Raw genomic sequence first — 20,086 nt, forward strand, 5'->3', positions numbered from 1 at the left:
GGGCTTAAATCATTTCCTCGCCGCCCTTGCCACCGAGAACGATTTCTCCGGCTTCGGCCATTCGGCGGGCGATGGTGAGGATTTCTTTCTGCGCGGTTTCCACATCGCTGACGCGCACCGGGCCTTTGGCTTCGAGGTCGTCGCGCAACAGTTCGGCGGCACGCTTGGACATGTTCTTGAAGATTTTCTCTTTGACGCCTTCGTCCGAGCCCTTGAGCGCCAGCACCAGCACATCGGAAGACACTTCGCGCAGCAATGCCTGGATACCGCGGTCGTCGACATCGGCCAAATTGTTGAACACGAACATGAGGTCTTCGATCTGACCGGACAGGTCTTCGTCGACTTCGCGGATCGAGTCCATGAGCTGGCCTTCGATCGAACTGTCGAGGAAGTTCATGATGTCCGCCGCACGCTTGATGCCGCCCAGGGTAGTACGCGAAGCGTTGGAGTTGCCGGAGAACTGCTTCTCGAGAATCTGGTTGAGTTCTTTCAGGGCCGCTGGCTGCACGGTGTTCAGCGAGGAAACCCGCAGAATGATGTCCAGACGCACCTTGTGGTCGAAGTTGCCGAGCACTTCACCGGCCTGGTCCGGGTCGAGATACGCCACCACGATCGCCTGGATCTGCGGGTGCTCGTAACGAATAACGTCGGCGACGGCGCGGGGTTCCATCCACTTCAGGCTGTCGAGGCCACTGGTGTTGCCACCCAACAGAATGCGGTCGATCAGGCCGTTGGCCTTGTCTTCGCCCAAGGCCTGGGTGAGCATTTTGCGCACGTAGTCGTCGGAGCCGACGCCCAGGCTGGTCTGGTCGCCGACGATGTCGACGAACTCGCTCATCACCTGCTCGACCTGCTCACGGTGAACGTTCCCCATCTGCGCCATGGCCACGCCCACACGCTGGACCTCTTTAGGCCCCATGTGGCGCAACACCTGGGCGGCATCGGTAGAGCCAAGGGACAGCAGCAGAATCGCGGCTTTGTCGACCTTGGTCAGCTTGGCGGCAACGGCTCGGTTATCACTCATCTGCGTTAATCCACTCTTTCACGACCTGGGCCACACGACCCGGGTCTTCTGCCACCAGACTCTTGATTGCGTTCAACTGTGCGTCATAGCCTTCGCTCGGGCTAGGCAGCAAGATGCTTTGCGGGCCGCCAAGGCTGACACGGTCGTTGGCCAGTTCGCCGTCCAGACCACCCATGCCACCCAACTCGACATCGCTGCCGATACCGGCCAGCTGCTTGCCCTTGCCACCACCGGTGATGTTGTTGAGCACCGGGCGCAGTACGCCGAACACCAGCACCAGAATGAACAGGACACCCAGCACTTGCTTGACGATGTCCCAGAACCAAGGCTGGGAATAGAACGGAATGTCGGCGATCACTTCGCCGCGATCGGCAGAGAACGGCATGTTGATCACACTGACGCTGTCACCACGGCTGGCATCGAAACCGACCGCGTCCTGGACCAAACGGGTGAAGCGCGCCAATTCGTCGGCGGTCCACGGTGCGCGGGTGGTTTCACCGTTGGCCGGGTTGACCTTGACCTGGTCATCCACCACCACCGACACCGACAGGCGATTCAGACGCCCCTGTTGCTGCTTGGTATGGCTGATGGAACGGTCGAGTTCGAAGTTCTTGGTGGATTGTTGACGCTTGTCAGCCGGGTATGGCGCCAGCATCGGCTGGCCGGTGGCCGGGTCCATGATTTGCTGGCCGTTGGCATCGATCAGCGGCTGGCCTGGCTGGACCATCCCGGCAGCAGGCGCGGCGCCAGCGGTGGTTTGCGGGGCGGAGGCCGGCGCGGGTGGCTGGTTGCTCAATGCACCGGGGACACCTTGCGGACCATTGCTGGCGGTACGTTGTTCGTTGACCGACTGCTCGCTGCGCAACGCCGGTTGATCGGGGTTGAACTGCTCGGAAGTCGACTCGACGGCACTAAAGTCCACATCGGCGGAGACTTCGGCTTTATAGCGATCGTTGCCCAGCACCGGTTGCAGTATGTTGTGCACACGCTGGGTGAGCATGCTTTCCATGCGGCGGCTGTAATCGAATTGCTTGCCGGCCATGGTCAGTTCGGAGTTTTCCGCCTGATCGGAGAGCAGGTTGCCCTTTTGGTCAACAACAGTGATCTGCGACTTGCTCAGCTCGGGAACGCTGGTCGCCACCAGATTGACGATGGCCACCACCTGGCCCGGCTCCAACGAGCGGCCAGAATACAGTTCAACCAGTACCGACGCACTCGGCTTGCGTTCATCGCGCACAAACACCGAGCTTTTCGGAATCGCCAGGTGCACGCGAGCACCCTTGACGTTGTTCAGGCTGGAAATGGTCCGGGCCAGTTCACCTTCGAGGCCACGACGATAACGGGTCGCTTCCATGAACTGGCTGGTGCCCAGGCCCTGCTCTTTATCGAGAATTTCAAAACCGATGTTGCCATCGCTGGGAGTGACACCAGCGCCGGCGAGCTTGAGCCGCGCGCGGGACAGGTCTTCAGCCTTGACCAGCAAGGCGCCGGAATTCGGTTCGACGGTGTAGGCAATGTCGGCGGCGGCCAGGGTGTCCATGACTTGCTTGGCGTCCATACCGGCCAGGCTGCCGTACAACGGACGGTAGTCCGGCTGCTGGGACCACAACACCACGGCAAAACCAATCGCCACGCTCGCAGCCAGGCCGACCAACAGGCCCACCTGACGCAGCATGGTCATCTCGGAGAGGTTTTCCAGGAAGGACAACCCGAACAGCGGCGGTTTGCCGTCTACTGGAGTGGCCTTGGCCGGAACATTATCGGCGACTGCTTCTGCCATGACTCAATCTCGTCCTTAAACCGGCATCTGCATGATGTCTTGGTAAGCCTGAACCAGCTTGTTACGTACTTGGGTCAATGCCTGGAAAGACACGCTGGCCTTCTGCGAGGAAATCATCACGTCCGTCAGATCGACGCCGCTCTTGCCGATCTCGAAGGCGCTGGCCAACTGAGAGGAAGCCTGTTGGGTGTCGTTCACTTTATTGACGGCCTGACCGAGCATGTCGGAAAAGCTGCTGCCATTCAGTTCAGGGACGGCGGCAGTCGATTTAGGCGCAGACATGGCATCCATTTGCATGGCGCGCATATCCAGCATCAACCGATTGAATTCAATACCTTGGCTCATGATTTCTCTCTTTGGCGGCCCGCAATTTTTTGACACTCACTCGGCGGGTAATGAGGTGTTAGCAACAAGGGTGCCAGCTTTCCAGCCAGCCCCTCTGCAAGAGCGGGTCAGGTGGCGAACAGATACGCCTCGACGTCCATTCCGGCATCCCGCATCTGCGCCAGCTTGTAGCGCAAGGTGCGCGGGCTGATGCCCAGACGCTCGGCAGCTTCCTTGCGGCGGCCGCGCTCGGTGCGCAAGGTGTCGATGATCATCTGGAACTCGCGACGTCGCAGGTCATCGCCCAACGCCCCGGCAGACTCGGCGTCAACTTCCACCGTGCGCAGCGGGGTCGACAGCGGCACCAATGCCGGCAACGGCGCGCAAGCCACCGGCCCTGCCAGACAGAAATCCTGAGGCTGAATCATGCCGCCCTGTTGAAGGATCAATGCGCGCTGAATCGCGTTATCCAGTTCGCGCACATTGCCCGGCCACGGGTAGGCGATCAGGCACGCCTGCGCCTCGGGCGACAACCTCGCCGCGGCATGCTTCATTTTGTTGACGTGCTTGGCCAGCAGCCGCTCGGCCAGCGGCAGAATATCGGCGGTACGCTCCCGCAGCGGCCGCCATGCCAGCGGGAACACCGACAGGCGATAATAGAGGTCCTCACGGAAGCGCCCCGCCGCCACTTCCCCGGCCAGATCCCGGTTGGTGGTGGCGACCACGCGAATATCCAGCGTGATCGGCTTGCGCGCACCGACCCGCTCGACTTCGCGCTCTTGCAGCACACGCAACAACTTGGCTTGCAGCCCCAAGGGCATTTCGGAGATTTCGTCGAGCAGGATGGTCCCGCCGTCGGCCTGCTCGAACTTGCCGGCCTGGGCCGCGATGGCGCCAGTGAACGAGCCCTTCTCGTGACCAAACAGCGTGGCTTCGAGCATGTTGTCGGGAATCGCCGCGCAGTTGATCGCAATGAATGGCTGACTGGCGCGGTGCGAGTGCTGGTGAATGTAGCGCGCCAACACCTCCTTGCCGGTGCCGGACTCACCCGAGATCAACACTGTGGAATCGCTGCGTGCTACACGTGCGGCCAATTCCAGGAGTTGCGCACTGGCCGGCTCGAAAGCCACCGGCCCTTCGTTGTCGCTGGCGCCAAGATTGCCCAACGCATGGCGCGATACCAGATCGAGCAATGCCTTGGCTTCGAATGGCTTGACCAGATAATCAGCCGCACCCTGGCGCATTGCATCGACCGCCCGCTCCACGGCACCGTGCGCCGTCATCAGCAACACCGGCAGTTGCGGTTGTCGCGCGCGCAGCAGGCCAAGCAGTTGATGCCCGTCCATACCCGGCATGTTGACGTCGCTGACGACCAGGTTGAACGCCTCGGTTTCGACCGCCGCCAGGGCTTCTTCCGCCGAACCGACGGCTTTGTAATCATGCCCGGCGAGCAAGAGCGTATCGGCCAACGCTTCACGCAGCGCGCGGTCATCTTCGACCAGCAGAACCTTGATACCCATGACCTTCACTCCGCTCCCTGAGCGCTGCTTTTATCGCTGACAAAAAGCGGCAGGACTACCTGCGCACACGTGCCGCGACCGATTCGCGAACGCAGCTGCAATTCTCCCTGATGAGCACGGGCAACCGCCTTGACCACGGTCAGGCCGAGACCGGTACCGGTGGCTTTGGTCGTGAAAAATGGCTCACCCAGACGCGCCAGCACGGTGCCTTCGATGCCACTGCCGCTGTCGCTGACACACACACGCAAATGGTTGTCCCGGGCATACAGATGCACCTTCAAGCGCACGTCACCGGCGCTGGCTTGAATGGCGTTTTCGATAAGGTTGAGAAGCGCACCGACCAGGGTGTCGCGATTGCACAACAGGTCGCCGGCATGACTGTCGCACTGCCAGCGGATCGGCAGATCCTGCACGTGGGGCAGCGCCGCCGCTTGTAACGATTGCATCAATTGCTTCGGCGTGACGCGGTCGGTCAACGGCAATTCGCCGCGCGCGAACACCAGCATGTCGCGCACCTGATGCTCCAACTCGTGCAAACGCTCCTTGAGCCGCCCGGCAAATCGCTGCTGAGTCTCGACGGGCAACGCTTGCTCGGTCAAATGACTGGCGTAGAGCAATGCAGCGGACAAAGGCGTACGAATCTGATGGGCCAGCGAGGCAACCATGCGCCCCAGGGAGGACAGCCGCTCGTGTCGAGCCAGTTGATCTTGCAGATGACGGGTTTCAGTCAGGTCGTTGAGCAACACCAATTGACCGGGCTCAGCGTCCAGCGAACGCGTGGCAATCGACAGGCGTCGACCATCCTTCAAAGAGACTTCGTGACCATCGTCTTTACGCGGCGCAAAGCAGCGCGCAATGACATGACGCCACAACTCACCCTCGAGCGGCAGGCCGAGCAGCTCGCAGGCCGTCGGGTTGGCCTCACGCACCACACCCTGAGCGTCGATGACGATGACACCACCGGGCAACAGATCGAGAAGGTTTTGCAGACGGTTGGCCAGGCGTTCTTTTTCCGCCAGCTCCTGCATGCGCTGGGCACTGACGACCGCCAGTTCGCCCTTGAGCTCGGTGACCCGCGCTTCAAGCATGCTGTAGGAGTCGGTCAATTGACTCGACATCTGGTTGAACAGTGCGAAAGCCTGCTCGAGGCCAAGCCGGCTGGCCTGTTCTACGGACGATGATTGCCCCAGGGCATCAGGGCCATGAGACATCTGGGCGGCTTGGGGCATCGTGCTCTCTCGCTGTGCTGACCGTCAGTGAAACGGAACGTTGCGAGGGATGTAGCAATACCCGTGCCTAAAAAAAACCGCCTATAAATGAATGACTTGAAAAACAGGCGTCAATCATCCGCCTGTTCATCTCCGTCACGACGGCTCATGCCGTACTTGCGCATCTTCTCCACGAGCGTGGTGCGTCGGATACGCAGGCGTTCGGCAGCACGCGCCACAATGCCGTTGGCATCGTCGAGCGCCTGTTGAATCAAGCCCTGCTCCAGGCCACCCAGGTAGTCCTTAAGGTCCAGGCCTTCCGGCGGCAGCATGGCACCGGCGGTGAAGTCCGGGGTATGGCCGTTGATCGCCACGCGCTCTTCGAGATCACTGCGCAGGGTGTCGACCATCTGCTCGTCTTCGTCGTCGACGTAGCGGAATTTCTTCGGCAACTCGACCACGCCGATTACCCCGTACGGGTGCATGATCGCCATGCGCTCCACCAGGTTCGCCAACTCACGGACGTTGCCCGGCCAGCCATGACGGCACAGGGACATGATGGCGGCGGAGTTGAAGCGAATCGAACCACGCTTCTCGTGCTCCATGCGCGAGATCAGCTCGTTCATCAACAGCGGAATATCTTCGACGCGCTCGCGCAAGGGCGCCATCTCGATCGGGAACACATTCAGGCGATAGTACAAATCTTCGCGGAAAGTGCCGATCTCGATCATGCTTTCGAGATTCTTGTGGGTCGCCGCAATGATGCGCACGTCGACGCTCTGGGTCTTGTTGCTGCCCACGCGCTCGAAGGTGCGCTCCTGCAACACGCGCAGCAATTTGACCTGCATCGGCAGCGGCATGTCGCCGATTTCATCGAGGAACAGGGTACCGCCGTTGGCCAGTTCAAAACGCCCGGCGCGGCTGGTGATCGCGCCGGTGAAGGCGCCCTTCTCGTGGCCGAACAATTCGCTCTCGAGCAGCTCGGCAGGAATAGCCCCGCAGTTGACTGGCACGAACGGCGCTTCGCGGCGCTTGGAATGGTAATGCAGGTTGCGCGCGACCACTTCCTTGCCGGTACCGGACTCACCGAGGATCAGCACGCTGGCATCGGTGTCGGCGACTTGCTGCATCATCTGGCGGACGTGCTGAATCGCCCGGCTGGTGCCGACAAGACTACGGAAAAGATTGGGTTCGCGATGACGACCGCGCTCCCGGGCCTGGTCGTACATCTCGCGATAGACCTGGGCACGGTGCAACGAATCGAGCAATTTGCTGTAGCTCGGTGGCATTTCGAGAGTCGAAAGCACCCGGCGACGCTGGTCTTCAGGCAAGTCAATGGAAGAATTATCGCCCATTAACAAAACCGGAAGGAACTCATCCCAGGTCGAGAGTGTCTTTAGCAAGCCCAAAAGTGCACCAGGAGCATTGACCGTCCCGATGAGGACACAGATTACTTCTCGACTAGACGACAAAGAGCCGACAGCCTGCTGCCAGTCATGGCTTCCGCAGGGTAAATTTTCTTCACCGAGAAAATTTAAAATCACCGCCAGGTCGCGGCGGCGGACGCTATCGTCATCAATCAGCAGAATTTTGGTTTCACGCCACATGCAATAGCAACTTCCCTAGTCAACTCAATGCCCAAAATGCTGGGGCAAGCTAAACGCTTGCAGGCCTGATATGCCTGAAGACGACTGAAATCTGGAACAGCCACTAGTTAAGTCAAAAATCCGTGCACAGTCAAATTTATGGCGCACTTTGTTTGGATTAACTGGCGTCAATTAACCAAACAGATGGTAAACCTTTGATGCCTTTTGTGCTTGGGTGATCTGCGACATCTCGTCGACTATCGCCTGACGCTCACCCATCGTCGCCGTCAGCAAGTCTTTATACACGGCCAACAACCCCTCAAGATTGCTTCGCACAGCTTCTTCGTCGATGGGTGCCTCACTGAGCACTTCGTCCACGCACTCGCGGCAGGCCGAATCCAGCTCGCCTATGGCATCCCAGTTTCGCGCCGCCAGGGCATCGATCAGGGCTTCACGGGTTTCTTCTATGCGCCGCAGTGCTTGACTCATGACGTGATCCTCAGACCCTTGGGCCTATTGATTGGCAATGGCATCCCAACCGCTTTTCAGGGTTTCGAGCAAGCCTGAGACTTCGTCGATGATCGCCGCATTGTTATCGCGATTGGCTTCCATCAGGCGCGTCATCATGTAGGCGTACAAATTGTCGAGCTGTTGGAGCGACGCTGGATCGTCGGTTTTTTCCGGATTCAAGCCATCGCGCAGGCCGATGATGATGTCCACGGCCTTGCCCATCATCAACCCCTTGAGTGCGATGTCGCCACGCTCCATAGCGCCCTTGGCCTGGGCCATGCGATCCAGCCCGCCTTCCATCAGCAGTTGCACCAGACGATGGGGATTGGCTTCAGAGATCTGAGCATGGGAATTGACCTTCTGGTATTGGCGAAGGGCTCTCATGGGGTTCATGTTTCTACCTCGTGACAGACAACAGCTTGAAATTGGGAAGGCTCTGATCTTTATGTCGACTGAGCGACAGATAACTTTAACGCAGACCGTCCACCCATGAAAAAACCCAGGCGCTGTCATTACAGACTGCCTGGGTTTTTTAATGCTTGATGCCGATCAATCGTCCTTCGGATTGTTCAGCGCATTGAGCGTGGTCATGATGCTGTCGCTCTGCGCCCGCAGTTTGGCCACCAGGGAGTCCATTGCGGTGTACTTGGCGGTCAGACTCAACTGCAGGCTGGCCATGCGTGCATCAAGGGAGTCCTGCTGCTTTTTCAGATCGTTAAGGCTGTCGGTCAGGCTTGCCGAGCGCGCGGCGAAGACGCCGGTCTTGCTCAGGGCAAAGCTGTCAGTGGCTTTTTTCATGCGCGCCAGCAAACCGGTATCACCGCTGAAAATGCCATTGATGTCAGCGGCATTGGTCTGCGCTGCGGCGTCGAACAACTTGTCGTCGATCGACAGTAACCCGGTCTTCTGGTCGGTCTTGACGCCGAACTGAGCAAGCGACTTCATCTGACCGGTTCCACCCATCGCGTTCAGCTCGGTGCGCACCGCAGAAATCATCGAGCGCAGTGAAGCATCGCCAGTCAATGCACCGGACGTCACAGTACCGTCGGCACCGGTGGTGACCTGAGTCTCCGCGTTAGCAGCCTTGATCAGGGCATTGTAGGTATCGACGAAGCCTTTGACCGACGACTTCAGCGTTGCGTTGTTAGCCGCAACGGTGATCGTGGCCGGCGTCGCCGCACCGCCACCGGAAGGCGCTGGAGAAACACCCGTCAGTTTGAGAGTGATGCCGCTCACGGCATCAACAATTGTATTGCTCTTGGAGTCCATCGCAACGCCGTCGAGAACGTACTGAGCATTCTGAGGCGTAGCAAGGACCGAGGTGCCAACATCGAGACCAGAACTGCCACTGAGGATCAGGTCGGAACCAATACCGGTGGTGGTAGAGGTCAACACCATGCGAGAACCGTTGGCATCGGTCAGAATGTTGGCACTCAAACCCTGGTTCGCATATTGGGAGTTGATCGAATCACGCACTTGTTGCAGTGTCGCACCACCAGGAACACTGACATCGAAGGTCTTTGAACCCTGCTTGATGGTCAACGTGGTCGGTGTAGTCCCGGCGTTTACGATTGAAGACGCTCCGCCTGCGAAAACCTTGGACGAGATTTTCGACGCAGTCGCCAGCTTGGTGACCAGCAACGAGAAGCTGCCCGCTGCCGCGCCGTTGCCGGTCGTTACAGTGGCAACTTTGTCATCGGACGATGTACCGCTCAGCCCGCTGAAGCTGGCGCTGGTTCTCATGGTTTCCAACGCGCCACGGAAGGCATCCAGCGCCGCCTGGATTTTGCCGATAGACGACAGCGAGGTGGTTGCCTTCAGCGTTTGATTGTTGATTTGTGTCTGTTTCGGAGCCCTTTCGGAATCCACCAAAGACTTCACAATCGCTTGGGTATCGATGTTCGAACCAATACCGCTGACCGATGTACCCGCCATCATCTATCTCCTAGTTCAGTGGCTGCTGCTTTCTTGACGAAGTGCGCCTTGAGTTGCAGACAGCAACAAAATTCATGCCAGTTCAGACTTTGTCGTCAAACAACAAACTACTGGCGTCCGACAGGCTCTGTGCCAGTTTTAGTGCTGCTTCCGAAGGGATCTGGCGAATCACCAACCCCGTTTCGGTTGCGATGACTTTGACCACGACACGGCCAGTAGAGTCATCAATGGAAAAATCCAGATTGCGCTGGGCAGCCTGGACGAACTCCTGAATATCGGTGACAGCTTTTTCCAGCTCGTCACGCTTGGGCTCGACACCCGCTGTTGCTGCAACTTCCGTCTTGGGCTGATCTTTTTTATCAGTAACAGCTGGCGTTGCGCTTTGTGGGGCAACGGCGGGATAAGACAGGTTCAACTTGACGCTCATGTCCATGCTAAATCTCCTCGCTGCTCAAAAGACAAAAGGGCACGTAAACGCGCCCTTCCGTCACTCACCAAACTCTGGAATTAACCCAGCAGCTTCAGCACAGCCGATGGCAGCTGGTTAGCCTGGGACAGGATCGCGGTGGAAGCCTGTTGCAGGGTTTGTTGCTTGGTCAGCTGAGCAGTTTCGGCTGCGAAGTCAACGTCCTGGATCACGCCACGAGCAGCAGTGGAGTTGTCCGAGATGCTGCGCAGGTTCGACACGGTGCTGTCGAAACGGTTTTGTACGGCACCGAGGTCAGCACGCTGGGAGTCGATGTTGGCAATGGCCTGGGTGATCACGTCAACAGCGTTTTGCGCGTTGGCGGCAGTGGTCACGTCAGTGTTGCTGACAACGGTTTTGGCAGAGCTGGCCGAAGTGGCAGCAGCACCACCGAACAAGCCGCCAACACCAGCACCGGACATCGAGTAGCTGTTGGTGGAGTTCAGCGAGATGGAACCGGTAGCGATGATCGGACCTGCACCTACAACGAGCGGAGTCGAGGCGCTGAGTACACCGGCACCGTTTTTCGATGCAACACCGATGAGGGCGGCGTTAGCGTTACCGTTGGTGAAGCTCAGGTTCTCACCGGTGTCGGATTTAACCGACAGGGCTTGAGTCGAGGAATCGTAGTTGACGCTGATGCCCAGTTTAGCGGCGTTGGACTTTAACTGATCGGCCAGATCGGAGGTGCTGGTCAGACCGGTGAAGCTAACGGTTGCACCACCGACGGTCAGGTCGAAGGCAGCTGGAAGGGCAGCAGTAGCAGTTACAGAGAACGCAACTTCAGTACTGGCAGTAGCGGTCAGACCACCTACGGCGCCGTTCAGCTTGGCAGCAATTTGCTTGGCCGAATCACCAACAGCTACAGCGATAGTGGAACTGGTTTGGCCGCCACCGGTAACAACGATGTTGCCGCCAGTCAGACCGCCAGTAGCGCTAGGTGCGTTAGTTACACTTTTCAGTTGCTGCGAACCAACGTTGTTAGCAGCTACGTTGCCCAGAGTCATGTTGATGGTCTGGTTGGCGTTGGCGCCGACTTGGAAAGCGGTAGTACCGAAAGAACCGTCCAGCAGGTTACGACCACCGAAAGTAGTGGTGGTAGCGATACGGGTCAGCTCGGAAGTCAGAGCAGCGTATTCAGCGTTGTTCGACTTACGGTCTTCAGCGCTTGGCGAGCCGTTCGCCGAAGCCAGAGCCAGGGTACGCATTTTCTGCAGGATGTTGGTGGATTCCTGCATCGCGCCTTCAGCAGTTTGCGCGATGGAGATACCGTCACCGGCGTTCTTGATAGCAGTCTGCAGGCCGTTGATCTGGCTGGTCAGACGGTTGGAAATTTGCAGGCCAGCAGCGTCATCTTTAGCGCTGTTGATTCGCAGGCCGGAGGACAGGCGCTGCATGGAGGTCTGCAGGTTACCGGAAGCTTTGTTCAGGTTGTTCTGAACGGTCAAGGAAGCAAGGTTGGTGTTTACGGTTAAAGCCATGACGAAATCCTCGTTGGATGGATACTGCGGCTTCCGGCCCTGGCATCCGCCGGGTGTGGCCTAGAGAACCTACGTAATAGTTATCGTCGTGAGGTGGCTTTGCTTGAGGGGTTTTTTCTAATTTTTTAGTGGCAGCGTGCCAGCCCTTTATTTTCAAGGCTTTACAGACAAAAAATCGGCGCCAGAAAAACGCAAAACGCCCGGTAACCTGAGTTGCCGGGCGTTTTTTTTGCCTGCGTTCGGATTAATCAGCCGCGATAAAGAATCGCCGAGCCCCACGAAAGGCCTACGCCAAAGCCGCTGATCGCCACGCGCGTCCATTTCGAATCGAACACGTGGTTCTGCAACAGCAACGGAATACTCGATGAAACCGTGTTACCGGTTTCGAGCATGTCCTTGACGAACTTCTCCGGCTCACCTTCTTCAAAGCGACGCGCCACGGCATCGACGATGGCCGCGCTGCCCTGGTGAATGCAGAAGGCATCGATGTCGCCGGCTTGGAGGTTCGACTCGTCCAGCAGCTCATGCAAATGCGCCGGGACTTTCAACAGTGCAAAGTTGAATACCTGACGGCCATTCATGAAGAACACACCATCGGTAACCTTCAAGTGCGGTGCACCGGAACCGTCGGTGCCGAACTTCGACTTGCCCAACTGCCAGACAGCGTTTTCGCCCATCCAGGTTGCGGTGGCGGCATCGCCGAACAGCATGGTGGTGTTACGGTCTTCCGGGTCGACAATCTTCGAATACGGGTCGGCGGTAATGAGCAGGCCGTTTTTCAGCCCCGCCGCTTCCATGAAGCCTTTGATCGCATAAATGCCGTAGACGTAACCGGAACAGCCCAGGGAAATATCGAAAGCGGCGACATGGGTCGGCAGGCCCAACTTGTCCTGAACGATCGCAGCGGTGTGCGGCAGCCCTTCTTCATCACCGTTCTGGGTGACGACGATCAGACAGTCGATGGCTTCACGCTTGAGTTCGGGACTGGCGGCGAACAGCGCATTGGCAGCTTCGACACACAGGTCGGAGGTTTCCTGATCGGCATCCATGCGCGGCAAAAACGCCGAACCGATCTTGCCAAGGATGAAGGTTTCATCCTTGTCGAACTTTGCACCCTGGGCGTAGTTATCAACCCCGGCTACCGGCACGTAACTCGCAATATTTTTTATGCCAATCATTATGGCTTCCCAATAATAAACAGCTGAACATCGCCGCTCGCTGAATCGAGGGCGTCTACAGTCAGGGCCTGGCATCGTCGGCGCTCAAGCAAACACCTTGAACATCCGCCACCTTTCACCGCCCGCAGACAGGATACAGTGAAGATGCGCGTTTTGACTGACGGGTCACTCAGAGATCGCTGCTTTATTTGATTTTATGGCCCTGGTTCCGCCCTTTGCGCCTCGCTTCCTACAAAAAAAGAGCAAAAAAAAGCCAGCCCCCGGTGACAGGGACTGGCCGCGAGCGGTCAGGACCGACTCAAAGCTTGTTGAACAGACTCAGCTGGGAAACCTTGGCGAACGCCAGTTGCGCAGCCTGCAGCATGGTTTGCTGCAAGGTCAGGCGCGTCAGGACTTCAGCCGGGTCGGCGTTCTTGATCGAGTTGCCGGTCGATTCGTTGATCAGACCAGTGCTGGTGTTCTGCTCTGCCTGCATGTCCATCACATTGCCCCGTGCACCGATCGCACCCCGCGCCAGGTCGACCTGGTTCTTGGAGTTGTTCAGGTTGGCAATGGCCGAAGCGATGGTGTCCTCCAGAAAACGCTGGGCAACAGGGTTGCCTTGAGTCGGCGCATCGAGCGCCGAACGCAGCTGGCTGATGGTATCGAGGACATTCTGGGTCTGGTGGGTGTTGACCGCGATGTCGAACTGATCACCGGCAGCTGGCGTCGCCGGTGTGCCACCGAGCGTGAAGCTGACACCCGCTGCTGTCGCCACGCCAGCCACCACTGTTCCGGTGGTTACCGGCGTGCTGGTGTTGGTCAATGGGCGCGCGTACAGCTCAAAGGTCCCAGGGCCGGTGAACTTAAGCACCGCCCCGCCTTCGGGAAAGAAACTCTTGTAATCGGCAGCGTTGGTCACCGCAGTCTGGGTGATGATGGCTGTCGACGGATTGTTTGGAGCGCGGTTGGCGACGAAGCTGTCCGGCTTTGCCGCCAACTGGAAACTGTGCCCGGCGATCACCGCATCAGCGCTGGCGGAGTCGGCGGGCGTATCACCCGGCTGGAAGGTGATATCGAGCTTGAAGGTGACACCACGGAAGTTGACGTCGGAACCGCCCTTGGCATTCGGGTCAAACTTGCCACCCCCCGTCGCTTCGGCGGTGACGTCATTGCCCAACGCATCGGTAATCACGAATTGGGTACTGCTGGTGAATGACATGGTGTAAGGCTGGCCGTTGCGGAAATTCGCATCGAACGCCGGACCGGAACTCACCAGCCCCGGGGACAGGTCCACGCGACCGTCATTAACAGCAGGTGCGGTCATGGTGGTGCTGCTGCGCGCAGCGTTGATCGCCTGCTGGAAAACTTCCCATCCGGTATCGTTCAGGCCCAGCGACATGGAATCGCCGATCTTCAATTCCAACTGAGTCTGATCACCCTGGTAGCTGTAGGTGCCATCGCTGTTGCGCACGAAAGGCTGAGTGTTGTTGCTGGCGCCAGAGAAGATGTACTTGCCGTTGGCGTCCTTGCTGTTCATCAGGCTCAGCAATTGCTCTTCGGACTGTTTCAGTTCGGCGGCAATGGATTTGCGGTCATCGTCGTTCAACGAACCACCGCCGGCACGAATCGCCAACTCACTGACTTTCTGCAACACGTTGTTGATGCTGTCCAGCACGCTCTCTTCCTGCGCCTGAGCGGTGTTCAACGCGCTGATATTGGTGGTGTACTGACCCAGCATGGCTTTTTGTTGCTCGAGCTGCAGCAGGCGAGCCGCACCGACAGGATCATCCGCCGCCGTTTCAAGCTTGACGCCGCTGCTGGCCTGCTCGGCAGTCTTCATCACGTTGTTGAGGTTGCGCGAATAGTTGGCAGCCGTCGTGGCGTAATACTGTGCTGTAGAAATACGCATGTTCTACGGCTCCTTAAAGGGCATTGATCAGGGTGCTGAAAATTTCCTGCGCAGTCTTGATGATCTGCGAAGAGGCCGTGTAGTACTGCTGGTATTTGGTCAGGTTGCCCGCCTCTTCATCGAGGTCGACGCCCGACAACGAGTCACGGGCATTGCGCGCACCGGTCATGATGGTGTCGGTAGCCGTGGCATCCAGTTGACCTTGCTTGGTCAGGGAGCCAACAGTCGTCACCAGGCCACCATAGGCCTCAGTAAAACTCACGCCCGGGCTGGTGGCGCTGGCGCCGACGGTAGCCTTGGTTTGCAGGGCAAGCAGCGACTGGGCATTGCGGTTGTCGGTGCTGTCGGCAGCCGTCATGGAAATATTGAAACTGTCACCCGAGGCGGGACTGCCGCTGACCGTCATCGCAACGTTGAAGGTCTTGGGGTTGCCGCCGGCATCGGTGTACGGCACGGCGATGTTCAGGTCGTTATTCTGACCCGGGACGATGCTGCCGGTGCCGATGCTGTTGCCCTTGGAGTCGAACACTTCATAGGCGGTGGCACTGGTCATCAACATCCGGACCGGCATCGATGCCTTGACCGACGTCTGCACTTCCAAACGCTGCACCGGATCGTAAATATCCAGCTGGGTTTTCAGGCTCGGCTGGCTGACAGCGCCAGTGCCGTCATTGCCGGAGGCCTTGGTCGAGGTCAGCGGCGCGGAGGTGGCCAGGGTCTTTGTGTCGGTCATGACGGTGGTCATGTCCGCCGCTGAGCCGCGGGTCGGGGTGATCTTGAAACTGTCGCCAGCGGCGAGGGTGCCGGCGTTGATGCTCAGGCTGAAGCCGTCGATGACTGGTTGTGCAGCGGGCGGCGTGGCGAAGGCGAAGTTGCCCATGTCGGTGTTGTCCGACAGGCGACGCACGTTGTAACCGGTGGCGGTGATGGTCACCTGATAGTCACTGGCCTGCACCTTGCTGGTGTCATTGATGGTGACGTTCAGGTTGCCGGAAGCCGGGTTGTTGTTGCCGTGGGCAATGCTGCGCTGGCTGATCGCTGCGGCACTGTTGATGTTGTTGAACAGATTCGCGCCGAAGTTGCCGTTCTGGTCCAGACCTTGGCCCAACTGCTTGTTAACCTGATCAGCCACGACCATGGCGATGCGCCCCAGGCCATTGACCGCTGGCGTCAACACCTCATTGCGATAACGCACCAGCCCGCCCATCTCACCGCCGCTCATCACCGACGTGATATCCACCGACGAGCCGTTGCGATCCATGATGATCGCGGAGCGAGTTGGATCGGCAGGATCCGGCGCCACGCGTAATTTGTTGACGGTATCGCCGACCACCAGTGGCTGGCCGCTGCCCAGATAGATATCGAGGCGGCCTTCGGTTTCAGTCACCTGAGTACCGACCAGCTCGTTAAGTTGGCGAATGGTTTCGTTACGCTGGTCCAGCAGTTCGTTGGGCGTGCCACCGGAACCGCTGACTTCGGCGATTTTCTTGTTATAGGCCGCAACATTCGACGCCAGCTTATTGACCTGATCGGCCATCGAACCCAACTGGTCGTTGATGTAAGTATTTTGCTGCGACAGCTGCTGCGAGATGGCATTGAAGCGGCTGCTCAAACCCTGGGCATTGGTCAGCAATGCCTGGCGAGCAGCGTTGTCATTGGAGTTGCCGGCCAACGTCTGCAAGGAAGCGAAGAACGATTGCAGGGTCTTGGTCACACCGGTACCGCTGTCGGACAGCAGCTTGTCGACCTGGGTAGCCTGTCCCAGATAAGCCTGCGCATCGCTGTTGAGCGAAGTGGTGGTTTGCAACTGGGCATCGAGATAGCTGTTGTACACCCGACGCACATCGGCCAGCGTGGTCCCGGTGCCAATGAACACATTGCCATACTGAATAGAATTTTTGCTGTTCTGCACAGTTTGTTGGCGCGAGTACCCGACGGTATCGACGTTGGAAATGTTATTACCGGTAGTCACCAGCGAGGCGTGGCTAGCGGACAAACCCGACATTCCGATGTTGAGCAAACTCATGGTTCAGACCTTATGACCTTATGCCTATAAAGGCGTGGTGGAAACGCCCGCCGCAGCGTAGTTCTGGTAACTCGTCATCTGCTTGGCTATCTGCGAAATCTTGCTTGCGTAGTCCGGGTCGGTTGCATAACCGGCCTTTTGCAACTCGCGTACAAACTGTTCTGGGTTATCGGCCGACTTCACGACATCTTGATAGCGATTATTCGTCTGCAACAACGTCACAAGATCATGGAAACTGTCCTTGTAAGAGGCATAGGAACGGAACTCGGCCGTCTCCTTGACCATCTCGCCATTTCTGAATTCGCTGGTGATCGCGCGCGCTGAATCGCCCTTCCAATTGCTGCTGGCCTTGATGCCGAACAGGTTGTGGCTGCTGCTGCCGTCCTGTGCGCGCATGACCGATTTACCCCAACCGGTTTCCAGGGCAGCCTGCGCCACCAGGTAACGCGGATCGACACCAATGCGTTCGGCGGCTTCCTTGGCCATCGGCAGCATGGTGTTGACGAATTGGTCGGCGGAACTGAAGGCTTTCTTCGCCGGCGCCAGTGGAATCTGGGCGATGGCGCGACCATGGATCTGCAAGCCTGCGCCCGATGCTGCCTGCGCATTGGCCAACCAGTCGCCGTTATACAGAGGCCCGGCACCGGTGAGGGTGGTGCGCTCCGGCAATGGCGTTTTGTTGACCGTCGCTGTCGCCGTAGTCGTTGCCGAAGGCACCAGGCCGGCGAGCAAGCGGTCAGCCAGTTTCGGCGGCAATGCCAGGCGCCGCTGATTGATCAGCGCCATGTCATTGCTGTGCGCGCCCTCGCCTGTCGGTGCGCTGACCGAACGCGAAGCCCACAAAGGACGCTGACCATTGACCCGCGACAACGGCCCGTTGATCGCCACCGTGCCCGCCGCGATCGGCGTTTGCGCGGCAGCTTTCGCCGCCTCCTGCTTGGCGGCGGACAACGTCGCCGCCTCACCCGGAGCCAGCGGTTTGTTTTTCGACATCTGCCGCATCAGCACGTCCGCCAGCCCGATGCCACCGCCCTCGCGGGACATGGAGACGGCCAGTTGCTGGTCGTACATTTCCTGATACTGCTTGGCCTCGGCGGTGTTGAGCGGGTTGTCCTTGCCCAGCGCTTCGGTGGCCGAGCGCATGGACTTGAGCATCTCGCCGAGGAACAGCGATTCGAACTCCTGCGCAACCTTGCGCATGTTGGCGTCGCTGTTCTTGTCGCCGACCTTGAGCTGGTTCAGGCGGTTCAGGTCGGAGAATGCACCCGAATCGCTGCTGCTGACCCGCCCACTCTTGAACATGTCCATAGATTGCCGTCCTTAAATCACGATCAGGTCGGCTTGCAACGCGCCGGCCTGCTTCAGTGCTTCGAGGATGGCCATCAGGTCGCCCGGTGCCGCGCCGACCTGGTTCACCGCACGGACGATTTCGTCGAGGGTGGTGCCCGGGCCGAATTTGAACATCGGCTTGGCTTCCTGCTCGGCGTTGACCCGCGAGCGCGGCACGACGGCGGTCTGGCCATTGGACAGCGGGCCGGGCTGGCTGACGATCGGGTCTTCGGTGATGGTTACCGTCAGGCTGCCGTGGGTGACGGCGGCCGGAGAAACCTTGACGTTCTGACCGATCACGATGGTGCCGGTACGGGAGTTGATGATGACTTTCGCCACCGCCTGGCCCGGATCGATTTCGAGGTTTTCGAGGATCGACAGATAGTCGACCCGCTGGCTTGGATCGAGCGGCGCAGTCACGCGAATCGATCCGCCGTCGATGGCCTGGGCCACGCCAGGGCCGAGCATGTCATTGATCTTGTCGACGATGCGCTTGGCCGTGGTGAAGTCGGAACGATTGAGGTTCAGGGTCAAGCTATTGCCCTGGTTGAAACCGCTCGGCACCGCTCGTTCAACCGAAGCACCGCCAGGGATGCGACCGGCCGAGGGAACGTTGACAGTGATCTTCGAACCGTCGCGACCTTCGGCATCGAAACCGCCCACCACCAGGTTGCCCTGGGCCACCGCGTAGACGTTGCCATCGATACCCTTGAGCGGCGTCAGCAGCAATGTACCGCCGCGCAGGCTCTTGGAGTTACCGATGGACGATACGGTAATGTCGACCTGCTGCCCCGGTTTGGCGAACGGAGGCAAATCGGCGCTGATCGACACTGCCGCGACGTTTTTCAATTGCACGTTGCCCGAGCCAGGCGGCACCTTGATGCCGAACTGCGACAGCATGTTGTTGAAGGTCTGCAGGGTGAACGGGGTTTGCGTCGTCTGGTCGCCGGTACCGTTAAGCCCGACCACCAGGCCGTAACCGATCAATTGGTTGGAACGCACGCCGGAAATACTGGCGATGTCCTTCAGCCGCTCGGCTTGAGCGTTGAAGGCCGCGGATAGCATCAGTGCGGCAACGATGAGACTTCTGAAATTCAACGTAGCCACCTAGAAAGGGAACAGCGGGCTGAGGAAGAAACGGTCGAACCAGCCTGGCTGACTCGCATCGGCAAACGAACCGGTGCCCGAATAAGTGATGCGCGCATCGGCGACACGGGTCGACGATACGGTGTTATCGGTGGAGATATCGTCGGCACGAACCAATCCGGCAATCCGTACCAGCTCATCGCCGGTGTTCAGCGTCATCCACTTCTCGCCGCGCACGGCAATGATGCCGTTGGGCAGCACGTCGGCCACGGTCACGGTGATCGAACCGGTCAGGGTGTTGCCCTGCGCCGCCTTGCTGTCACCCTTGGTCGCGCGGTCGCCTTCATAGCTGGCGTCCAGGCTCAAGTCGCCACTGCCGAACGGGTTGTTGGTGTTGGGGGTGGAACCGAACAGCGAGCTCAGGCCGATGCTGGCCTTGCTGTTCTTGCCGATTTGCGAGTTGGCGTTTTTACTGGCCTGGGTCTTCTCGTTCAGGGTGATGGTGATGATGTCACCAACCCGGAACGCCTTGCGGTCGCTATAGAGGTTCTGCTCGAAACCGGCCTGGTAGATCGAACCGTTGTTCGCGGCAGCCGGCAGCGGCGTGCGCGGCAGCACCGGAGCGTAGTAAGGATCATTGGGCTTGGGTGTCGGACCGACACAGCCGGCGAGCACGGTGATCCCACTCAATGCCAGAACAGAAACGAAGCGATTCATGACCCTTACCTCACGGTGTTGCAGG

17 protein-coding genes are annotated in these 20,086 nt (G+C 58.9%); all 17 read right to left on the minus strand.

What is annotated here, in order from left to right:
• Nucleotides 1-4: 4 nt before the first annotated feature.
• The 17 genes from fliG to flgH all read right to left on the minus strand — a co-directional run bounded on the left by fliG (nt 5) and on the right by flgH (nt 20,061).
• Entirely contained in the window at nt 5-1,024 is a 1,020-nt protein-coding gene (gene fliG / locus ASD60_RS05540) for a flagellar motor switch protein FliG (protein WP_056853022.1), read from the minus strand.
• Nucleotides 1,017-2,804 carry a flagellar basal-body MS-ring/collar protein FliF gene (fliF, locus tag ASD60_RS05545; protein ID WP_056853023.1) on the minus strand — a complete coding sequence of 596 codons (1,788 nt, stop codon included), beginning with the start codon at nt 2,802-2,804 and terminating at the stop codon, nt 1,017-1,019. The genes fliG and fliF overlap by 8 nt, the downstream gene beginning before the upstream one ends.
• Nucleotides 2,805-2,819: 15 nt before the next feature.
• Complete coding sequence (gene fliE / locus ASD60_RS05550) at nt 2,820-3,149, minus strand: flagellar hook-basal body complex protein FliE (protein WP_056853024.1); 330 nt, start codon at nt 3,147-3,149, stop codon at nt 2,820-2,822.
• Between the two features lie 107 nt (nt 3,150-3,256).
• On the minus strand, nt 3,257-4,648 hold the full coding sequence (locus tag ASD60_RS05555; protein WP_056853025.1) for a sigma-54-dependent transcriptional regulator: 1,392 nt from the start codon (nt 4,646-4,648) through the stop codon (nt 3,257-3,259).
• Nucleotides 4,649-4,653: 5 nt separating this feature from the next.
• Nucleotides 4,654-5,859, minus strand: a complete 1,206-nt coding sequence (locus ASD60_RS05560; protein WP_162250570.1) for a sensor histidine kinase — start codon at nt 5,857-5,859, stop codon at nt 4,654-4,656.
• 128 nt (nt 5,860-5,987) lie between these two features.
• Entirely contained in the window at nt 5,988-7,463 is a 1,476-nt protein-coding gene (locus ASD60_RS05565) for a sigma-54 dependent transcriptional regulator (RefSeq protein WP_056853027.1), read from the minus strand.
• Between the two features lie 171 nt (nt 7,464-7,634).
• Nucleotides 7,635-7,931 carry a flagellar protein FliT gene (gene fliT / locus ASD60_RS05570; protein WP_056853028.1) on the minus strand — a complete coding sequence of 99 codons (297 nt, stop codon included), beginning with the start codon at nt 7,929-7,931 and terminating at the stop codon, nt 7,635-7,637.
• A gap of 24 nt (nt 7,932-7,955) precedes the next feature.
• Nucleotides 7,956-8,345 carry a flagellar export chaperone FliS gene (gene fliS, locus ASD60_RS05575; protein WP_056853029.1) on the minus strand — a complete coding sequence of 130 codons (390 nt, stop codon included), beginning with the start codon at nt 8,343-8,345 and terminating at the stop codon, nt 7,956-7,958.
• A gap of 156 nt (nt 8,346-8,501) precedes the next feature.
• Nucleotides 8,502-9,887, minus strand: coding sequence for a flagellar filament capping protein FliD (gene fliD, locus ASD60_RS05580; RefSeq protein WP_056853030.1), 1,386 nt, complete (start codon nt 9,885-9,887; stop codon nt 8,502-8,504).
• A gap of 82 nt (nt 9,888-9,969) precedes the next feature.
• Nucleotides 9,970-10,320, minus strand: a complete 351-nt coding sequence (locus ASD60_RS05585) for a flagellar protein FlaG (RefSeq protein ID WP_056853031.1) — start codon at nt 10,318-10,320, stop codon at nt 9,970-9,972.
• Between the two features lie 74 nt (nt 10,321-10,394).
• The gene (locus ASD60_RS05590) at nt 10,395-11,834 is read right to left on the minus strand and encodes a flagellin N-terminal helical domain-containing protein (protein ID WP_056853032.1); all 1,440 of its coding nucleotides are present in this window, start codon (nt 11,832-11,834) and stop codon (nt 10,395-10,397) included.
• A 248-nt stretch (nt 11,835-12,082) separates the two neighbouring features.
• Complete coding sequence (locus tag ASD60_RS05595; RefSeq protein WP_056853033.1) at nt 12,083-13,012, minus strand: ketoacyl-ACP synthase III; 930 nt, start codon at nt 13,010-13,012, stop codon at nt 12,083-12,085.
• A gap of 298 nt (nt 13,013-13,310) precedes the next feature.
• Nucleotides 13,311-14,903: a flagellar hook-associated protein 3 gene (locus tag ASD60_RS05600; protein ID WP_056853034.1), complete on the minus strand. Its 1,593-nt coding sequence runs from the start codon at nt 14,901-14,903 to the stop codon at nt 13,311-13,313.
• Nucleotides 14,904-14,916: 13 nt separating this feature from the next.
• On the minus strand, nt 14,917-16,929 hold the full coding sequence (flgK, locus tag ASD60_RS05605; RefSeq protein ID WP_056853035.1) for a flagellar hook-associated protein FlgK: 2,013 nt from the start codon (nt 16,927-16,929) through the stop codon (nt 14,917-14,919).
• Nucleotides 16,930-16,953: 24 nt separating this feature from the next.
• Complete coding sequence (gene flgJ / locus ASD60_RS05610) at nt 16,954-18,237, minus strand: flagellar assembly peptidoglycan hydrolase FlgJ (RefSeq protein WP_056853036.1); 1,284 nt, start codon at nt 18,235-18,237, stop codon at nt 16,954-16,956.
• A 12-nt stretch (nt 18,238-18,249) separates the two neighbouring features.
• The gene (locus tag ASD60_RS05615) at nt 18,250-19,323 is read right to left on the minus strand and encodes a flagellar basal body P-ring protein FlgI (protein WP_162250571.1); all 1,074 of its coding nucleotides are present in this window, start codon (nt 19,321-19,323) and stop codon (nt 18,250-18,252) included.
• A gap of 42 nt (nt 19,324-19,365) precedes the next feature.
• Nucleotides 19,366-20,061 (minus strand): flagellar basal body L-ring protein FlgH, encoded by a 696-nt coding sequence (gene flgH / locus ASD60_RS05620; protein ID WP_056853038.1) that lies wholly within the window; start codon nt 20,059-20,061, stop codon nt 19,366-19,368.
• Nucleotides 20,062-20,086: the final 25 nt, after the last annotated feature.

Source organism: Pseudomonas sp. Root562, assembly GCF_001427125.1.
Classification (GTDB): Bacteria; Pseudomonadota; Gammaproteobacteria; order Pseudomonadales; family Pseudomonadaceae; genus Aquipseudomonas.

What these genes read in the sequence shown, in the direction of transcription:
- fliS (WP_056853029.1), bottom strand. Translation starts at nt 8,345, where the DNA reads ATGAACCCCATGAGAGCCCTTCGCCAATACCAGAAGGTCAATTCCCAT.
- ASD60_RS05585 (WP_056853031.1), bottom strand. Translation starts at nt 10,320, where the DNA reads ATGGACATGAGCGTCAAGTTGAACCTGTCTTATCCCGCCGTTGCCCCA.
- ASD60_RS05615 (WP_162250571.1), bottom strand. Translation starts at nt 19,323, where the DNA reads ATGCTATCCGCGGCCTTCAACGCTCAAGCCGAGCGGCTGAAGGACATC.
- fliE (WP_056853024.1), bottom strand. Translation starts at nt 3,149, where the DNA reads ATGAGCCAAGGTATTGAATTCAATCGGTTGATGCTGGATATGCGCGCC.
- fliF (WP_056853023.1), bottom strand. Translation starts at nt 2,804, where the DNA reads ATGGCAGAAGCAGTCGCCGATAATGTTCCGGCCAAGGCCACTCCAGTA.
- fliD (WP_056853030.1), bottom strand. Translation starts at nt 9,887, where the DNA reads ATGGCGGGTACATCGGTCAGCGGTATTGGTTCGAACATCGATACCCAA.
- ASD60_RS05600 (WP_056853034.1), bottom strand. Translation starts at nt 14,903, where the DNA reads ATGCGTATTTCTACAGCACAGTATTACGCCACGACGGCTGCCAACTAT.
- ASD60_RS05560 (WP_162250570.1), bottom strand. Translation starts at nt 5,859, where the DNA reads ATGTCTCATGGCCCTGATGCCCTGGGGCAATCATCGTCCGTAGAACAG.
- ASD60_RS05555 (WP_056853025.1), bottom strand. Translation starts at nt 4,648, where the DNA reads ATGGGTATCAAGGTTCTGCTGGTCGAAGATGACCGCGCGCTGCGTGAA.
- ASD60_RS05565 (WP_056853027.1), bottom strand. Translation starts at nt 7,463, where the DNA reads ATGTGGCGTGAAACCAAAATTCTGCTGATTGATGACGATAGCGTCCGC.
- fliT (WP_056853028.1), bottom strand. Translation starts at nt 7,931, where the DNA reads ATGAGTCAAGCACTGCGGCGCATAGAAGAAACCCGTGAAGCCCTGATC.
- ASD60_RS05595 (WP_056853033.1), bottom strand. Translation starts at nt 13,012, where the DNA reads ATGATTGGCATAAAAAATATTGCGAGTTACGTGCCGGTAGCCGGGGTT.
- flgH (WP_056853038.1), bottom strand. Translation starts at nt 20,061, where the DNA reads ATGAATCGCTTCGTTTCTGTTCTGGCATTGAGTGGGATCACCGTGCTC.
- flgJ (WP_056853036.1), bottom strand. Translation starts at nt 18,237, where the DNA reads ATGGACATGTTCAAGAGTGGGCGGGTCAGCAGCAGCGATTCGGGTGCA.
- ASD60_RS05590 (WP_056853032.1), bottom strand. Translation starts at nt 11,834, where the DNA reads ATGGCTTTAACCGTAAACACCAACCTTGCTTCCTTGACCGTTCAGAAC.
- fliG (WP_056853022.1), bottom strand. Translation starts at nt 1,024, where the DNA reads ATGAGTGATAACCGAGCCGTTGCCGCCAAGCTGACCAAGGTCGACAAA.
- flgK (WP_056853035.1), bottom strand. Translation starts at nt 16,929, where the DNA reads ATGAGTTTGCTCAACATCGGAATGTCGGGTTTGTCCGCTAGCCACGCC.